The 232-nt window shown below is 64.7% G+C and carries 1 protein-coding gene; it reads right to left on the reverse strand.

The features are described 5' to 3' along the window. On the reverse strand, nucleotides 1-232 hold a 232-nt coding region (locus ACWXWW_RS18405), incomplete at both ends, for an SDR family NAD(P)-dependent oxidoreductase (protein ID WP_455971495.1).

Raw genomic sequence — 232 nt, forward strand, 5'->3', positions numbered from 1 at the left:
GTTCTTCGCCGCATACAGCATCGCGTCGACCTTCGCCATCATGCGCACTGCCGCTTTCGATGCGTGATATGCGGGCACGTCGGGGCCGCCGACGATTCCGTACATCGACGACAGGTTCACGATCGAGCCGCCACCGGCCGCTTCGATGTGCGGAATCGCCGCACGCGTGCACAGGAACACGCCGTTGACGTTCACGTCCTGCACGCGCTGCCATTGCGCGAGCGTGAGCTCG

Source organism: Microbacterium sp. KNMS (genome assembly GCF_053851835.1).